Here is a 521-nt window from a genome sequence, read left to right as displayed (position 1 = left end):
GCGAAAAAGCAGCTTGCCGCCCTGCTGCGCGAGCCGGACCGTTTCATGGCCGCCCGCGGCGCGTGCCGCCGCTTCCCGCTCAGCACCTATATCAAAAACCGGTACAGAGGGAAGATAGACGGCCTGATAGCGGATGAACTGCACCAGTTTTCCGCGGACAGCGGCCAGGGGGACGCGATGGGCGAGCTGTTCGCCGCCGCGAAAAAATGCATCGGCATGACGGCAACCCTCATCAACGGCTATGCCTCCGGTATCTTCTATCTGCTCTACCGCATGTGTGCATACCGTATGGAGCAGGATGGGCAAAGCTATGCCGCCCCCGCGCAGTTTGCGCGGGAATACGGCGTGACAGAGGACACTTACGAAGTAACGGAAGGCGGGTACAACAGCAACCGGCGCACCGCGAAGCGGAAAAAACGCTCCCGTCAGAAGCCGGGCGTTTCGCCGCTGGTGTACAGCCGCTTCCTGCTGGAGAACGGCGTGTTCCTCTCGCTCATGGATATGGGCAAGGACCTGCCGGA

Annotated in this window: 1 pseudogene; it reads left to right on the top strand. The window is 61.6% G+C overall.

Annotation, left to right across the window (positions count from 1 at the left end):
* Positions 1 to 521: pseudogene (locus H8S45_RS15965) on the top strand (helicase-related protein); the annotation flags it as partial.

This window comes from Agathobaculum faecis (assembly GCF_014287995.1).
In the GTDB taxonomy this organism is placed as follows: Bacteria; Bacillota; Clostridia; order Oscillospirales; family Butyricicoccaceae; genus Agathobaculum; species Agathobaculum ammoniilyticum.
This window is presented reverse-complemented; position numbering and strand designations above follow the sequence as displayed.